General features: G+C 34.8%; 14 protein-coding genes. 6 read left to right on the forward strand and 8 right to left on the reverse strand.

The genetic code is table 11. The features are described from left to right. Positions 1-130: 130 nt before the first annotated feature. From ychF to rpiB, 6 genes are read right to left on the reverse strand one after another with little or no spacing between them, the layout of a single operon-like run. Positions 131-1,234, reverse strand: coding sequence for a redox-regulated ATPase YchF (ychF, locus tag DMC01_RS08330; RefSeq protein ID WP_142693779.1), 1,104 nt, complete (start codon positions 1,232-1,234; stop codon positions 131-133). After that, the gene (locus tag DMC01_RS08335; protein WP_142693780.1) at positions 1,231-2,682 is read right to left on the reverse strand and encodes a leucyl aminopeptidase; all 1,452 of its coding nucleotides are present in this window, start codon (positions 2,680-2,682) and stop codon (positions 1,231-1,233) included. Before DMC01_RS08335 ends, ychF begins: the two co-directional genes overlap by 4 nt. After that, positions 2,679-3,299 carry a DedA family protein gene (locus tag DMC01_RS08340; RefSeq protein ID WP_142693781.1) on the reverse strand — a complete coding sequence of 207 codons (621 nt, stop codon included), beginning with the start codon at positions 3,297-3,299 and terminating at the stop codon, positions 2,679-2,681. The genes DMC01_RS08335 and DMC01_RS08340 overlap by 4 nt, the downstream gene beginning before the upstream one ends. Before the next feature lies 1 nt (position 3,300). Continuing rightward, positions 3,301-3,849: an adenine phosphoribosyltransferase gene (apt, locus tag DMC01_RS08345; RefSeq protein ID WP_142693782.1), complete on the reverse strand. Its 549-nt coding sequence runs from the start codon at positions 3,847-3,849 to the stop codon at positions 3,301-3,303. After that, positions 3,846-4,178 (reverse strand): coiled-coil domain-containing protein, encoded by a 333-nt coding sequence (locus tag DMC01_RS08350; RefSeq protein WP_142693783.1) that lies wholly within the window; start codon positions 4,176-4,178, stop codon positions 3,846-3,848. The genes apt and DMC01_RS08350 overlap by 4 nt, the downstream gene beginning before the upstream one ends. Continuing rightward, positions 4,160-4,612, reverse strand: coding sequence for a ribose 5-phosphate isomerase B (rpiB, locus tag DMC01_RS08355; protein ID WP_142693792.1), 453 nt, complete (start codon positions 4,610-4,612; stop codon positions 4,160-4,162). The genes DMC01_RS08350 and rpiB overlap by 19 nt, the downstream gene beginning before the upstream one ends. Positions 4,613-5,219: 607 nt before the next feature. Between rpiB and DMC01_RS08360 the strand changes: the two genes are divergently transcribed. The 4 genes from DMC01_RS08360 to DMC01_RS08375 all read left to right on the forward strand — a co-directional run bounded on the left by DMC01_RS08360 (position 5,220) and on the right by DMC01_RS08375 (position 8,846). Continuing rightward, positions 5,220-5,789 (forward strand): CheB methylesterase domain-containing protein, encoded by a 570-nt coding sequence (locus tag DMC01_RS08360; RefSeq protein ID WP_142693784.1) that lies wholly within the window; start codon positions 5,220-5,222, stop codon positions 5,787-5,789. Further along, positions 5,779-6,576, forward strand: a complete 798-nt coding sequence (locus tag DMC01_RS08365; protein WP_142693785.1) for a CheR family methyltransferase — start codon at positions 5,779-5,781, stop codon at positions 6,574-6,576. The genes DMC01_RS08360 and DMC01_RS08365 overlap by 11 nt, the downstream gene beginning before the upstream one ends. A gap of 631 nt (positions 6,577-7,207) precedes the next feature. Further along, the gene (locus DMC01_RS08370; RefSeq protein WP_142693786.1) at positions 7,208-8,137 is read left to right on the forward strand and encodes a ribose-phosphate pyrophosphokinase; all 930 of its coding nucleotides are present in this window, start codon (positions 7,208-7,210) and stop codon (positions 8,135-8,137) included. Between the two features lie 514 nt (positions 8,138-8,651). After that, positions 8,652-8,846 carry a hypothetical protein gene (locus DMC01_RS08375; protein ID WP_142693787.1) on the forward strand — a complete coding sequence of 65 codons (195 nt, stop codon included), beginning with the start codon at positions 8,652-8,654 and terminating at the stop codon, positions 8,844-8,846. Between the two features lie 1,291 nt (positions 8,847-10,137). Here DMC01_RS08375 and DMC01_RS08380 read toward each other — a convergent pair. After that, positions 10,138-10,539: an acyl-CoA thioesterase gene (locus tag DMC01_RS08380; protein ID WP_142693788.1), complete on the reverse strand. Its 402-nt coding sequence runs from the start codon at positions 10,537-10,539 to the stop codon at positions 10,138-10,140. A 2-nt stretch (positions 10,540-10,541) separates the two neighbouring features. Next, positions 10,542-10,946: an acyl-CoA thioesterase gene (locus tag DMC01_RS08385; RefSeq protein WP_142693793.1), complete on the reverse strand. Its 405-nt coding sequence runs from the start codon at positions 10,944-10,946 to the stop codon at positions 10,542-10,544. Between the two features lie 89 nt (positions 10,947-11,035). Between DMC01_RS08385 and ciaB the strand changes: the two genes are divergently transcribed. After that, positions 11,036-12,880 carry an invasion protein CiaB gene (ciaB, locus tag DMC01_RS08390; RefSeq protein ID WP_142693789.1) on the forward strand — a complete coding sequence of 615 codons (1,845 nt, stop codon included), beginning with the start codon at positions 11,036-11,038 and terminating at the stop codon, positions 12,878-12,880. A 120-nt stretch (positions 12,881-13,000) separates the two neighbouring features. After that, on the forward strand, positions 13,001-13,300 hold the full coding sequence (locus DMC01_RS08395) for an HU family DNA-binding protein (protein ID WP_142693790.1): 300 nt from the start codon (positions 13,001-13,003) through the stop codon (positions 13,298-13,300). Positions 13,301-14,541 lie beyond the last annotated feature (1,241 nt).

Here is a 14,541-nt window from a genome sequence, read left to right on the forward strand (position 1 = left end):
TAAATTTCAATGTTTTTTAATAAAAAAATCAAGTTGATAATAAAACTATGCCAAAAATTCATCCTTAAATTCAAGCTAATCTTACTCTTTTGAATTCTTTTGTTTCAAATCGGCCTTTGTTGAATTTTCTTTAAACATTAAAACGAAAGTGCATTATGTCCCCATCTTGTACCACATAGTCTTTGCCTTCAAGTCGTAATTTCCCCGCTTCTTTTGCCTTGCTTTCACCCCCACAAGCGATGAAGTCCTCATAACTTATCACCTCAGCCTTTATAAAGCCCTTTTCAAAGTCATTATGAATCACACTTGCTGCCTTTGGAGCCTTGTAGCCTTTTTTTATACTCCAACTTCTTACCTCAAGCTCGCCTGCTGTGAAATAATTTATAAGCCCAAGCTTTGCAAAAGCCACCCTAATAATCTGTCCCAAGCCACTTTCATTTGCCCCTAAACTTGCTAAAAGCTCCCCTGCCTCGCTCTCATCTAGGCTAATTAGCTCCTCTTCAATTTTTGCACAAAGCTTAATCACCTCGTGCTTACTTTTTGTGGCAAATTCTTTTAATTCTTTGACAAGATCATTATCTTTACTAAGTGCGTCCTCATCAACATTTGCCCCATAAATTACCTCTTTTGCTGAAAGAAGTCTTAACTCCTTGTTTAAATTCACAAAAAGATCGCTATCCTTTTCAGCAAAGCTACTTGCTGCTTGCCCTGAATTTAAATGTGTCAAAAGTATATTTGCAAATTCCAAACCCTCTTTTGCACCCTTTGCGTTTGCCTTTGCCTCCCTTGTTAGTTTTTCTATCTTTTTGCTAAGCTGTTCTATGTCTGCTAATATTAATTCTGTGTTGATTATCTCTATATCACGCAAGGGGTTTACAGTGCCTTCTGTGTGTGTGATATTTTCATCCTCAAAGCAACGCACAAGGTGTAAAATTAATTCACACTCTCTTATGTTTGAAAGAAATTTATTCCCAAGCCCCTCGCCCTTGCTAGCACCCCTAACAAGTCCTGCAATATCGACAAATTCAATGGTAGAATGCAAAATTCGCTGAGGCTTTGCTATTTTGGCTAGTTCGTTTAAACGAGGATCAGGCACATTTACAAGTGCCTTGTTTGGTTCTATGGTGCAAAATGGATAATTTGCACTTTGAGCGTTCATAGCTTTTGTAAGAGCGTTAAAAGTTGTGGATTTACCAACATTTGGCAAACCCACTATGCCAACGGCTAAGCTCACTTTTCCTTCCTTGCTAAGCTCATTAAATAAGCAAGGCAAAGCCTAACCCCAGCCCCACTTGCTCCAAAGCTAGTATAGCCCCAAGGCTTTTCTACATAAGCTGGTCCTGCTATGTCAAGGTGTAGCCACTTGTCCTTGAATTCTTTGCGAATAAACCTTTCTAAAAAAAGCCCAGCTGTTAAGGCTCCTCCATAACGACTTGATCCTGTGTTGCTAAGATCTGCTATGTTAGATTTAATTAGTTCTTTTAAATAGGGGTTAAAATGTAAGATGCAGCCATATTCCCCACTTGTCTTGCTAGCCTCATAAAAGTCATTTTGCAAACTTTCATTTACGCCCATAATGCCACTTGTGTATTCGCCAAGTCCTACCACGCAAGCACCTGTAAGGGTTGCCATATCTATTAGCAAATCAGGCTTTAAATCTTGTGCATAGCTTAAACAGTCAGCCAAAACCAAACGCCCCTCAGCATCAGTGTTTCTAACCTCAATGCTTACTCCCTCTCTGGAAATCAGCACATCATCGGGCTTAAAGGCATTGCCACCTATCATATTTTCAGTTGCTCCAAGAATGGAGTGAATTTCAAAGGGTAGTTCTAACTCGCTAGCAGCCTTTATAATGCCCATAGCAGCAGCAGCTCCGCTTTTATCAGCCTTCATAGTAAGCATATAATCAGCTGGTTTTAAACTAAGCCCCCCACTATCATAAGTAAGTCCCTTTCCTACAAAAACAACGCATTGCTTTGAATTTTTAGGCTTGTAGCTTAGATGAATAAGCCTTGGAGGGTGTTGAGAGGCTCTATTTACGGCTAAAAAGGCGTTCATTTTTTCCTTTTCTAAGAATCTTTCATCATAAACCTTGCATTTTATGTTTTTGTCCGCTTTGGCTAAATTCAAAGCATCCTCTGCCATTTTCAAAGGGGTGTAGGTGTTTGGAATTTCATTTACTATGTTTTTGGCGAAATTTGTGGCATTTGAGATGATCTGTCCTGTTTTAAGCCCTAAGTTTGCATCCGATATGCTGAATTTTTTGCCATTTAATTCCTGAGGGGATATGAGGATTTTAGCTAGTTTTTTTGGCTTTTTTTCTCCCTTATATTGATCAAACTCATAAGCAGCAAATTCAAAGCCTTGAACTAATGCACAAAAGCTAGTAACAACACAGTCTCCAATGACACTTGGGGTTTTAACGCTCTTTACATTTAGCTTAGATAGCACCTTGTAAGCATTTGCAAAAGCTAGGCGAATATCCTCATAAGCTAGGCTTTTAAGCTCTATGAAAAGCCTTTTTTTTGAGGCATCAAGACAAGTGCCTTCTCCCTTGTAGTTCATAAGCTCAAAAAAGCCCTTATCTCCCTTATAAGTGCTTAATTTTTTATCTTGCACGAAGCAAAGCTCAAAGTCTGCTTCAAGTTCCTTTGTGTTCTTAGAACAAAATTCATAATTCATTGTGTATCCTTTTTGACATTTTTTACAGTTCGTTTTTTAAGAATGGATCTTTCCATCTGTTTAAAAGCAAAGATCATAAGACTTAAAAAGCTTATGATCAACATAGCAGCATAATACCAATGCCTTTCAGCCCACGCGACAAAGGCCCAAATTTCTTCTCCAAAATACCAGGCTAAAATAATAGTAATAGCAGCCCAAACCCAGGCAGAAAGCAAATTAATAAAGGCAAATTTCTTTACATCATAGCGAGTAATGCCTATACTCATAGGTATAACAGTGCGAAAGCCATACATATAACGTTGCACGAAGATAATGGGCCAGCCAAATTTTTGTAAAAGCAAATGTGCTACAGCAAATTTGCGTCTTTGCTTTTTTAGCTTTTTTTGTATGTATTTTTTGTTGTAGCGTCCTATGTAAAAATAAATCTGATCCCCCACAAAGCCTCCAAGCCCTGCTACAAAGATGATTAAACCTAAATTCACATGTCCTTCGTGGGCAAAAATGCCTCCTAAAAGCAGAGCCAACTCACCCTCTAAGATGCACCACAAAAAGATGATAAGATAGGCTAAATGCTGATAATCATATAAAATTCCCTTTAAAGCTTGATCTAAACCCATACTAAAACTCTAAAACACTATATACTGGACTAAATTTAGAAAGTTTTTCAGCCCCTCCTAGATCTTTTAGGCTGATTAAAAAGCAAGCCTCAACGCACTGTGCCCTTGCTTTTTTTATAAGCTCATAGCTTGCTAAGGCTGTGCCTCCTGTGGCTATTAGATCATCAACAAACAAAACCCTTGCATCCTCAATACCACAAAAGGCATCTTGGTGAAGTTCTATGCTATCTGTGCCATATTCAAGCTCATAGGATTGAGTAAAGGTCTTTGAGGGAAGTTTTCCTGGCTTTCTTATGGGAACGAAGGGTAAATTTAGCCTAGCACAAAGCATAGCAGCAAATATAAAGCCCCTACTTTCTGCACCTGCTATGAAATCAAGCCTTAGCTCTTTATATCTAGCCTCAAAATGTTTAAGCAAGAAGCTCAAAGCCTCCTTATCATTAAGAAGGGTGGTGATGTCTCTAAATAATATGCCCTCTTTTGGAAAATCCTTTATGCATCTAATCTTTTGTGCTAAAAAGTCTTTGTCTTTTTCGTTTAGTGTAATCATAATAATGCCTCTATCTTTGCTTCAAGTTCTTTGATTCTTTGTCTTAGTTTGTCGTTTTCTAGTCTGTATTGTGAATTTCTTGTTCTTAGTGAGGTAAGATCGCTTTTGATCTTTGTTAGCTCCTCTGTTAAAATGTCTATGTTTCCAAGGCTTCTTTGAAGTTGTACTTGTAGTTTTCTAATGATGATCTCTGTATCGTCAAGATTATTTCTTATAAAATCCTTTGAGTTTTGCTCCTTTGTAAGCAAGGTTTTGTAATATAAGAGCATCACGATCAAATAAAGACAAAGACAAATGAGTACAGTTAAGATCAGCCAATCTGTAAACATTCACCTACCTCGATCTTTGAAATTCTATCCAAATGCCTTCCTCCTTCAAAGTCCGTGCTTATAAAGGCATTTACTATGTCAAGGGCAAGCTCACTTCCAAGCAAACGGCCTCCAAGGGCTAGGACATTAGCATCATTGTGCCTTCTTGCAAGCCTTGCACTTAAAGCCTCGCTACAAAGGGCACAGCGAATGCTTTTGTGGCGATTTGCCGCTATGCTCATGCCTATGCCAGAACCACATATTAAAATTCCAAAGCTTTGATCATCTATCTTAGAAACCAAAAGATGCGCATAATCAGCATAATCACAGTGTTTTTTTGTATGAACCCCAAGATCCTCATAAGCAAGATCTTGATCCTTAAAAAAGACACAAAGCCTTTCTTTAAGCTCAAAACCAGCGTGATCGCTTGCTAGGTATATTTTTTGTCTTAACATCATTAAATTTCCAAGATTTTTGCCACAATTTTACCGTAATAAGGTTAAAAAACTTAATTTATTTTTAAAAACTGTTGAATTTTAAATGCCTTTGTTGTTTTAAAAGGCTTTTTAAAAAGTGTCAATACCTCAGATCAATTTCTTGCTAAATAAACTTAGTTTTTTAAATAAGCTATGTTTTGAATTTTGGCAAAAAAGGCAAGTCAGTGGGTTAAGAAGCGAGAAGGCAAAAAGATTTCTTTTTGAATTTATTAGCTTAACCTTTTGAGTTTCTTTGCTTAAAATGATAAATTTTAAGATCTTTTGCTACATTCAAACGATAAATATGATCTTTTAAATGGGCACTTTTTACAAAAGAGTTGATTTAGGCCCTCTTTAAGGTCAAGTTCTTTGTAGGTATAAATTCAAGGCAAAACTACATATCAAAAATTCACAACAAAATTTGCAAGATTTTACAAAAGCCATTAAGGCTTGAATTTAATTAAAATTGCTTGTTTTAAACTAGACACTTTTTTATGAAAAAATTATTTTATCTGGCATTGCTTTAAGAAAAAATAAAAACTTTGTGTTGTATAATCTAAGCTTAAAATTGTTTTTGGGATTTTTTATGAATATAGTGCTTATAGGCTCATCAACAGGCGGTCCTAATCAGGTTAAGTTTTTGCTTAAAGATATAGATATGAAGCATTGCTGTGCTGTGGTAGCTCAGCATATGGGAGCTAGTTTTTTGCCAAACTATGTAAGACAGTTTAATCAAGAAGCCCTTGCCGAGGTCGTTTTAGCAAATGACAAGGAGCCTCTTGTGAGAAATAAGATCTTTGTTTGTAAGCAAAATACTGTTTTTGATGGAAATTTAAATCCCACCTTGAATTTCAGCCCTCAAAAAACAACCTTTAATCCCAATGTCGATCTACTTTTTAACTCAGCCATAAACATAGCCAAAACAAATAAAATTCTAGCCATTATCCTAACAGGTATGGGAGATGATGGGGCGAAGGGTTTGTTTGAGCTTTATAAGGTGGGGGTGCAGTGCCTTGGTGAGAGCGAGGCTGACTGCGTGGTTTATGGTATGCCTAAAAAGGCAAAGGAGTTAAATCCTAAGCTAAAGCAAATGGGCCTAGCTGGGATTAAAACAGAGATCATTAAATTTGTAACAGGACAAGAAAGTGGAGAATAAAATAATCCCAAACAATGCTGAATTCTTAGAATTTGTAAGCATTATAAATGATATTTGCGGAGTTGATCTTAGTGAAAAAAAGAATTTTTTAGAGCCTAAATTTGATGGCTTTATAAAACAGCTTAACATAAACGATTTTAAAAGCTTTCTTTCAAAGCTTATCATTGATAAAAAAGTTCAGCAAGAAACCCTAAATTTAATCACAGTTAATGAGACCTATTTTTACAGAGAGTTAGCCCAGCTAAAACAAGTAGCCTTTTATCTTAAATCCCTCGATAGACCCTCAAGCATACTAAGCGCACCTTGCGCAAGCGGGGAGGAGGTATATAGCTTTGCCATACTTTTGGCCTTAAATGGGGTTAGCAATGCTAGAATCACAGGCATTGACATAAACGCAAACGCCATAGAAAAGGCAAAATTAGCCAAATACAGCGGCAGAAGCCTAAACAAGCTAGGACAGGCTGAAAAGCTTAGGTATTTTACACATCAAGATGATATTTATGAGGTTAAAAAAAGTGAGCTTTGTAGCATTCGTTTTGAGCTTTGCAATGTCTTTGAGGATAAGTTCTTAAAGCTTGGCAAATTTGATCTTATCTTTTCTAGGAATATGATCATTTATTTTGATTATATGTCAAGGATAGAGCTTTTAGAAAGATTTCACAAGATAGCTAACAAAGACTGCCGCCTTTATATTGGCAACTCAGATATAATTCCAAATGATAACGCACATTTTAGTAAGGTCTTTGGTGCAAACTCGGCTACTTATTATCAAAAAAATGAATTTTAAGCTAGTTTTTTATATACACAGCTTGAATTTAAGAACTTAAAATTTAGCTTTTTGTGTTTGGTTCTTTTTTAAAAAGTATTGATTTGTCATTTTCAACCTATGGGCGAAGAATCTATAAATTCAAGGCATTTTTCCATAAATTCGTGGATTATTCGCACACGCTCACAATGACAAATATGGTATTTATCTAAGATCAATAAGCTTTTTAAAATAAAGCCTTGTGCCTTTTAAACTGCTTTTAAAAGGGTTATTTTTAAAAACTGTTGAAGTTATTTTTGAATTTAAGCAAAGATTTTTTGAATCTTTTGTCATTTTAAACAAATGAGCTTAATGCCACACAAAGCGAGGCATCTTGCAATACTTGACTTGTTTTAAAACTGTTGAATTTAAGCAAGGTTTGTTTTTCATCATTTTAAAGAAGTGCTTAATGAAGATCTCTACCCCTTGCAACTTAGAAGGCATTATTTGGGATAAATTTAAAGTGTTAGAGACAATGCTTTTTTAAAGACAGCTTGAATTTTTTATTAAAACAGTGCTTGAATTTAGGATTTTAATCTAAAATTCTATGAATTTTATTTTAGCACTTAAATGAGGCTAAATTTAAAAGCTACTAAAATTCAAAGGAAGATAAATGCGTGGATATAAGGTTTTTTCAGGATCAGCCAATATAGAACTTGCCAAAAGTATTTCTAAATACCTCTCCTTGCCCCTTTCAAATGCTGGTATAAAAAGATTTAGCGATGGAGAAATTAGCGTTCAAATCGATGAGAGCGTTCGTGGCAAGGATGTTTTTATCATTCAAAGTACCTGTGTGCCTACCAATGATAATCTAATGGAGCTTTTAATACTCACAGACGCACTTCGTAGAAGTAGCGTAAGCTCTATCACAGCTGTAATCCCATACTTTGGCTATGCAAGGCAGGATAGAAAGGCTGTGCCAAGGGTTCCGATTACAGCAAAGCTGGTGGCGAATTTAATGCAAACTGCTGGCATTGACAGAGTGGCTACGATCGATCTTCACGCAGGACAAATTCAAGGCTTTTTTGACATACCTGTGGATAATCTTTATGGTAGCATCATCTTTAATGACTACATACAAAAAAAGCACTTTGAAAACCCCATCATAGCAAGCCCTGACATAGGCGGCATAGTACGTGCTAGAAGCGTTGCTAAGAAGCTAGGACTTGACATAGTCATAGTAGATAAAAGAAGAGAAAAGGCAAATGAAAGCGAGGTTATGAATGTCATAGGCGATGTGAGGGGCAAGGAGGTGATCTTAGTTGATGACATAGTAGATACAGCAGGGACCATAGTAAAGGCTGCTGAGGTATTTAAGGACAAGGGAGCAAAAGCTGTCATAGCTTGTTGTACCCATCCTGTTTTAAGCGGACCTGCCTATGAGAGGGTTGAAAGTGGAGCATTAGACGAGCTTATAGTTACAGATACCATAGCACTCAAAAGAGAAAGCAAATACATAAGGGTTTTAAGCGTTGCACCTATCTTTGCTGAGGTCATTCGCAGGGTTTATCATAATGAAAGCGTGAATTCTTTGTTTATTTAGCGTTTTTGAATTTAGCCTTATTTGAAAAGGCATTTTTTAAAAAGTTTGAATTTAAAATTATTTGAAAAGTTGTATTTTAAAAGTTTGAATTTAGGCTTATTTTAAAAGGCATTTTTTAAAAAGGTGTTAAACTGTATTCATATGAAGCCTTGCGATCCAAAGAGCACAAGGTGTAGCCTAAATAAAATAACTCAAAACAACAAATTTGTATGGAAAATCGACATTGTTTAAAAACTAAGCTTTTAAATTCAACAAAGCTAAATTTAAAATTGGGCTTAAATTTAAAGAATTTATGTTAATTGTGTAATTATAAATGTGTGCTAAGTAACTCATAATAACGCAAAGTTTGTCATACTGAGCCTTTAGGCGAAGTATCTCAAGAAAATCTAGAAATATTTAGGCTTTTTCTTAATCCATAAGATTTGCGAACGAAGTGAAGCAAGCATATGACAATGTGGCTCACAATGACAATATAAAAGAAAATTCACACGACAAGCCCCCCCTTCCCTTGTAGGTGAGGATTTTCTTTCAAAGCCCCCTCCCTTGCGGTTTTGGGGGTGGGTCCCTAGAAAGTGCTAGAAATTCAAAAGGCTACAAAAATTCCTTGAATTTAAGTGAAAATTCAAAAGAAAATTCACAAAAGCCTTTAAATTCTTGTCATACTAAGCGTTGCGAGTATCTCATAATAACGCAAAGTTTGTCATACTGAGCCTTTAGGCGAAGTATCTCAAAACTCTTGTCATTTTTAGCAAAGCGACCCAATGGGCTCGAAGCAAAAATATCTCTAAATCCTTTTAAACATTGATAAGAATCTCGTAATTCAAAAAGAGATCTTTCGGTTTCTACAAAACCTCAATATGACAAAAATTTCAAAAGAGCTTCTTTCTTAGGGTAAGCTAAGAGCAACAAAGGCAAAAAATATCATATAAGCAAACTTCACGCAAAGCAAATTCAAGGGTTAAATTTAAAATAGAGCGATATTAAAACCCCTAAATTAATATGAAGCTAAATCTTTGCAGAACTTAATTTAAAGAGCTTTTAAGATGAGACTGTGAGTGGCAAAATAAGTTTTAAGTGCCATTGAAAATAAGCAAAAAAAAGCTTGCAAGAGTTTATATGAGCATATCTTTGAGTACAAAGTTAATTTTATCTAAGCTCTTAAATAAATGCGTTTTAACCGTGCCTCATACAAATTTATAAACACAGAAATTAAAGCTTGAATTTTTTTAAATTCACAGTTTCTAAATGAGCTTAAAACCTTAAATTTTCAAACTCTCATAGATTTTGTTTTTGATTTAAAAGGCTGTGGCTAAATTATCTAGTGGGGTAAGAATTTACAAAGCCTTAAGCAAGAAAATTTCTTAAATTTCTTTTCATCATATATTTAATGGCTTAATTAAACTTAAAAGAATTTGACTTAAGATACTTTCAAGGAATTTTATCTTATCGATTTTAGTAAATTGTGATTAGAATTTTGTCTTAAAATTTTCGTTTAAATTTTGTTTTTTAAGCAAAGGATAAAATTTTCTTTTGTAGCACCACGAAATTTAATAAAGCAAACTATCAAAGCCTCTTTTGCTACTCAGTTGCAAGAGATGGTTTTTAGACAAATTAAAAAATTCACAAGAAACAAAAAAACACCTCAAAATGCCTTAACTTAGATCGGCGACATTCGCAAACAAGGCTTTGTTTTCTAAGCTTTAATTTAAAAACATTTTGCTTTAATTCTAATTGAGCCTTAATGCTTAAACTTGCCTCTAAGATAGCACCATTAAAATTAATCACGCTAAGCTTTAAATTTGATTTTCTTACAAAATGCCTTTAAAAATTCACAAAGATCCTTAATCTTATCTCTTAAATTAGATCTTTAAAAACTTAATTTAAGTCTTGCAAAAAAGCAGTATAAAAATTCACGTTAAATTCAGCCTAAACTAAGTTTAAATTCAAAAGAGGAAGCGTTAAAATCAAGACACAGTTGAAGATTGCCAATTTAAAATAGTCTAAGCCTTCTTCAAGGCAGCTTTTTTAAGCTTATCATCAAGGATGATCTTCTTGCCATTTTTATCAAGGCTTACAAAGGTAGCCTCTGCACTCACTGCTTTTTGCCTCAAAGAAAAGCCATTCTCATCAAGCCTTTTAAGATCTATATGTAGGCTTAATCCTATGGAGCTTTTGCCAAGCTTTGAGATCTCAGCATAACAAAGCACATAATCACCAACCAAAACAGGCTCTTTAAAGCAAATTTTATCCATGGCTATGGTTACGCTTCTTTGCCCTGTAAGTTCTTTTACAGCAACCCCTGCTGCAAGATCTAGCTGCTTAAACACAAAGCCAGCACTCACCCTACCTTCCTTGTCCAAATCGCTTGGCATAGCGATGGTTTTAATCTTAGCCTCACTCATACTCAAAATCCGTGAAGCTTTTTAAGATCTGTTGTTATGGGCTTTTTTTTGCCATCCTTATCTACGCTGATGAAGGTCAGCAAAGCCGAAGTAACAGGCACACAGTAGGTAAAGCCGTCCTTACTGACCCTTTCTACTATGACCTCAACTTGTACTAGCATAGAGCTATTTCCTACCTTGATAATTTGCGCATAACAGCACATAACATCCCCAACAAGTATGGGCTCTTTGAATACAACCTTATCCATAGCCACAGTTACAACCCTCTCAGGGGCTAACTCCTTTGTGGCTATGGTTCCAGCAAGATCAATTTGAGCCATAATCCATCCCCCAAATATATTACCCGCTGGATTTGTGTCGCTTGGCATCGCTAGGGTTTTAAGCTTTGCCTCTCCCATATCCTGTATGGCTACCTTTAGTGCCTCTATGCTGTCCATTTTTACTCCTTGTTTCTTAAATTAAATTATAATGAAATTTAAAAAATAAAGGAATAAAAATGTCAAATAATTTCAAAGAACTTGCCAAACTTGTTAAAAAACGAAAAGCCAAATTAAATGACTTTTTTGAAGTATGTTTAAAAACACAAAAATTGCAAGATGAGCTTTTAACTGTGTTAAATTTAAGTGGCTTAAAAGAGGATAAAACAAGCATATTGGCTGTTATTTACCGCTTTGCTTATTTAAAAGAAGAAAATTTGATAGAAGAATTTAAAAAGGCTAGCTTTGATCAAGAAAAGATCAAACAGTTAAAAAACGAAATCTATGATGAGCTTAGTAAATTTTATGCAAAAGAGCATACAAATTTGATTAAAGAGATAGAAGAAGCCAAGCTCTTAGATCCCTTTTTTATGGCATTAATTAAAGGGGTTCATAAGATAGGGCTTGTGATGAATGACTTTGCAAAGGCTTGGAGCAAAAAGATCCTTCAAACAAATAACGAGCTTTTGGCTACTGAATTTCAAAGCCTAGAAGATGCTTTAAACTTTTTAAACAAAAACGGTCTTTATCAAAGGGATCAAGAAGGAGCACCTTGTGAAAGATCTTATGGCTGCCTTGTTCGCATAAATGATAAATGGAGTTTTTTACCTTATGCTCTGTGCTTTAAAAAAGAAAGCTCAAGGCTAGAAAAAGCCTTTAATGAGCTAATAACTAAGCTTAAAAGCAAGGCAAAAGAGGAGGAGCATCTTGCATATTTAAGGTATTTTGACAAGCTTAAACTTGCCTTTTGCGAGGAGGATAATGATAAGGTAATTACAAGATGGCAAGAGGCTGAGCTTGCCTGGCTTGATCTACGGTCTCCTTTGCAAGTGGGGCATCCTTTGGAGTATTATGAGGATAAATACACCCACGCTGTTGCCTTGGAGTGGGATCTTCGCTTAAATGATGAAAGCGAATTTAAGGAGGATAAATTCACAAAAGAGATCAAAGAAAGCTTTGAGCTTTTATGCCAAAAGATAGAGCTTAAAGATAAGGCACTTCAAAGTGAGGTGCTACATAATCTAAACAAAACCCAGCTTTATATTTGTATGCCTATGCTTTATTATGGTACAGAGCTTAACGGACTTTTTTCAGCCCAGGTCGTGCCAAATGATGAATTTGTTAGCGCAAGGGGTGGAAAGAAGATCTTTGCCTTTTTGAATTTTGTTTATGAAAATGCCAAAACAAGACCCTTTATGAGACTTGCTAGCGAGGTTTTTGATGAGGAGTTTTTGGATTATGGAAGGGATCTTTTATTTTGCCAGGAAAAAATTTGGAAGAAGGTTTATGAGGTTTCTACCATAGGACACGAATTTGGACATATCTTTTTCATAGCTCAAAACAGCGAAAGGCTTATGAATCAAAGCGGGGTTTTTAAAAATATAGAGGAGTTTAAAGCCACAGCAGGAGGGCTTGTGAATTTTTTCTTGCACGAGGATGAAGGGCTTATCCTTCCTGTTTTTTATGATCTGATTAAAAGGGCTATTTCTTTGATAGCCTGGCAAAGAGTGGAGGAGGTAAAGCCTTATTATACAGAGGGGCTTATACACTTGCATTTGCTTTTTCAAAGCGAGGTGCTTGACTTTGACGGTGAAAACTTGAGTATAGATTTTAGCAAACAAGGCTATGAAAGATGGAAGAAGCTTTTTTTTGAAAGCTATCTTAAACTAGCAAGAATTTATCTTCAAAGAAGAGATGCCAAGGAATTTTTAGAGCTTTTTTGCCTTTTTAAGGATGAGATCTTCTTGCCAAAGGAAGAAAAATGCCTTAGTTTTGTTAAATTTTATTATCAACTTTATGAAAAATTTGGAAATGAGATCGATGAGAGTGGGAAATTTGAATATTATAGAGCTAAATTTTGCTAAGAATTAGCTAAATTTAGAAAAAATTTACATTTTCTTAGCAATAATTATTAAAAATCCTTGACTTAGTGTAAAAAATTATGTTAAAATCAAGCCGTTTTAATTCAAGCAAAAGGAGTCGTTATGACTAAGGCAGATTTTATCTCAAAAGTTGCCCAACAATCAGGGCTTACAAAAAAGGATGCTACACTAGCCACCGATGCTTTCGTATCCACTGTCATCGAGCTTTTAACAAAGGGCGATAGCATTTCTTTCATAGGCTTTGGCACCTTCTCAACTGCCAAAAGAGCAGCCAGAACAGCAAGGGTTCCAAGCACAGGCAAGACCATTCAAGTTCCTGCTACTAAGGTCGCTAAATTTAAGGTAGGTAAAAACCTTAAAGAAGCAGTAGCCTCAGGCAAACTTGCTAAGAAGAAAAAATAATTTTAAAGACGGCACTAGGCCGTCTTAACAACTCTTCCCCCCCCACTTTTTTATACCTCACTTTCAAACTAATTTAAGGTATTTTTCTTTTATCATTTTCAATAAAGCTCGATTTAAATTTAAGTTAAATTTCTATTTTATTTACTTTAAATTTAAACTTATTTTATCAAAGGTGGTGATTGATAGTTTCTAATTAAGAAGTTTAAATTTCAAGTCCTTCAAACTTCCTTAAATGCAAGCCTCAACCCAAAACTTCAAGCCCAAGCAAAGAATTTAAGGCTAATTTAAATTTAAACTTTGAAAAGAAGTAGATAAATTAAGCTTAAATCAAGCTTGAAATTAAGCCTTTAACTTCAAGTTTAAGTTTTTAAGCTCTTTAAATTCAAATTCACACTTCCAAATCCTTTAAATTTAAGCTTAAGTCTTAAGCTTCTTTAAACTTTCAAATTCAAAGCCCCTTTTACGCCTTTCAAGCCCAAGCTATTTAAGTTCAACTTTGAATTAGCCTTTAAATTTAATTTAAATTTATAAGTTCTTTAGTTTCAAATTCAAACTGTCAAATTCCTTAACTTTAAATTCACACTTTAAATTAAAGCCTTCAAGTCCTTTAATTTCAAGTTTAAGCTCTAACTTCAAAGCCTAATTAAAAGCTAAGTTAAAAGCTAAATTCACAGCCTAAAGCCTATTAAATTCTAGCTAAATTCCAGCTACTTGCTCATCTTTAATGCTTCTTGTCAATGCCTTTATCAGCTTTTAGCCTAAGTTAGGCTGTCTTTAAGATAGACAAAAGATAGGCAAAAACAAGACAAGGAGTTTAAAAATTTATGAATTTAGGGTATAATTTAGGATTTTTAAAGGGTTTTTAAAAGGGCTTTAAGTATTTTTAAAAGGCTTTTAAATGTTTTTAAACAAGATAAATTCAAAACAAACAAGCAAAAGAAATCGAGTAAAACAAGATAAATTCAAGGTAAGCAAGATAAATTCAGTAAAATTAAGCAAAGCAAAAATAAAGTAAGTATTTTAAACAAATTCAAAGCAAACAAGTAAGACAAATAAATTCAAGCAAATTTAAAAAAAGTATTTAAAGCAAGTATTTTAAACAAAAGCAAAACAAAATTCAAACAGCACAAAGCTAAAAGGATAAAAATGAAAGCAGCTCACTCATCCCTAATCACCTCAAAACACTCCTTTATCATCACAAAAGCCTACATAAAAGAGGGGCTAGAAGAGCTTCTTGTATG

Origin of the sequence: Campylobacter troglodytis (assembly GCF_006864425.1) — a bacterium.
GTDB classification, from domain to species: Bacteria; Campylobacterota; Campylobacteria; order Campylobacterales; family Campylobacteraceae; genus Campylobacter_D; species Campylobacter_D troglodytis.